Source organism: Parvibaculum sp., from assembly GCF_035511255.1.
In the GTDB taxonomy this organism is placed as follows: Bacteria; Pseudomonadota; Alphaproteobacteria; order Parvibaculales; family Parvibaculaceae; genus Parvibaculum.
Map to the genome: position 1 here is coordinate 1 of NZ_DATKFR010000421.1, position 1,542 is coordinate 1,542.

Below are 1,542 nucleotides of genomic sequence, written 5' to 3' on the forward strand. Positions count from 1 at the left end.
GGCGGCGACGGCGCGATCCGGCGCATCCGCTTCCGCGAACCGATGACGGTGTCGATCCTCTCGACACATCGCATCGTGCCGCCCTTCGGACTCGAAGGCGGCGAGGCCGCGGCGCTGGGTGAGAACTCCGTGCGCTGCGCCGACGGACGCGAGGAAAAACTATCCGGTTCCGATCAGATCGAACTCGACACGGGCGACGTCATCGTCATCAAGACGCCGGGCGGCGGCGGATTTGGTCCCTACGAATTGTGAAATGTCACGACTTCGAGTCGGTGCACACTGGAATTCTTCCATAAGCGCGAATTGGCACATGGCCTGTCAGGCACAGTGGCGATGAACCCCTCGGAATCCCGCCCTTTTCACCCGGTGCATCGAAGTCACAATGTTGCGGTCACAACGCAGCCACAATTACGCTTGCATGCGGTCACAAGCCGGTCAGACTTTCGTTCGCGACCCTAGCGGCGAACGACCACTCTCGGGAGGCCATGATGACCATATCCACGAAAGTCGGTTACACAGTCACCTGTCTCGCATTCCTCTTCGTCGGCGCGATCACGATGGGCCTCTTCTGAGGTCTGTCCGCATCGCCTATACGCCTGTCGGAAACCGCGCCCCGTAGGGCTCGGCCGGCAGGCGCGTCGCGTTCACGACGAATGACACCATGTGATAGAAGCCCGTCAGCATGATGAGTTCGAGGAGCTGTTCGTCCTCGAATTCGGCAGCGAGTTCCGCCCATAACGCGTCGTCGATCATCGACGTGTCGTGGAGCTGATCGACCAGACGAACGATCAGCCGCTCGCGCGGATTCCAGCAGGCATCGTTTGCGTCGCCCGTCGCCGTCGCTTTGATTTCTGCCGGACCAAACCCCACGGCATCGGCGAAAAGCGCGATATGCACACCCCATTCATACTCACCACCACAGCGGCCGCAGGTTCGGTCGATCGCTATCTCGCGATCGCGGAGCGAAATCGATCCCTTGTCCAACAGTCCGCCGGCCATGAAACGCCGGAAAAGGCGGGGACTTCGCGCGAGCATCCGGAACAACAGGAGGGGCTCGACGCCTTCGGGCATCAGCTTCGCCAGCGTTTCCTCCATGTCGGGCTCATAGGGTTGCGGCGCGGGATCGATCCGGGCGGCCATGACGCGTCTCCTTGCTATGTTTTTCGTAGCACCCAACATATGCTTCTGTTTTCGTAGCGCAAGGGCTATTCTACGGCGATGAAACAGAAGATTCCCAAACCCGGCGCGGCGGTCCGCGGCTCGACGACCGGCAAGCCGATCATGGCGCTCCTCGACCTGATGGGGCGGCGATGGGTCTTGCGTATTCTCTGGGAATTGCGGGGACCGCCCCTCACCTTCCGCGGCCTGCAGGAAGCCTGCGGCGGCGTCAGCCCGAGCGTGCTCAATCAGCGGCTCACGGATTTGCGCGATTCCGCCCTGCTCGATCTCGCCGATGACGGTTATGCGCTGACGCCGCTGGGGCGCGAACTGCTGGAACAATTCACACCGCTGACGATCTGGGCAGAAAGATGGGCGAAGGCG

3 protein-coding genes are annotated in these 1,542 nt (G+C 61.7%); 2 read left to right on the forward strand and 1 reads right to left on the reverse strand.

The window, feature by feature from the left end:
- Positions 1–252, forward strand: a 252-nt coding sequence (locus tag VMR03_RS15980; RefSeq protein WP_325406959.1) for a hydantoinase B/oxoprolinase family protein, incomplete at its 5' end; no start/stop codon positions are given.
- A gap of 336 nt (positions 253–588) precedes the next feature.
- On the opposite strand, the gene VMR03_RS15985 is transcribed toward VMR03_RS15980, so the two are convergent.
- Complete coding sequence (locus VMR03_RS15985; RefSeq protein WP_325406961.1) at positions 589–1,140, reverse strand: carboxymuconolactone decarboxylase family protein; 552 nt, start codon at positions 1,138–1,140, stop codon at positions 589–591.
- A gap of 78 nt (positions 1,141–1,218) precedes the next feature.
- On the opposite strand from VMR03_RS15985, the gene VMR03_RS15990 reads away from it, so the two are divergent.
- A partial coding sequence (locus tag VMR03_RS15990) for a helix-turn-helix domain-containing protein (protein WP_325406963.1) occupies positions 1,219–1,542 on the forward strand: 324 nt, incomplete at its 3' end.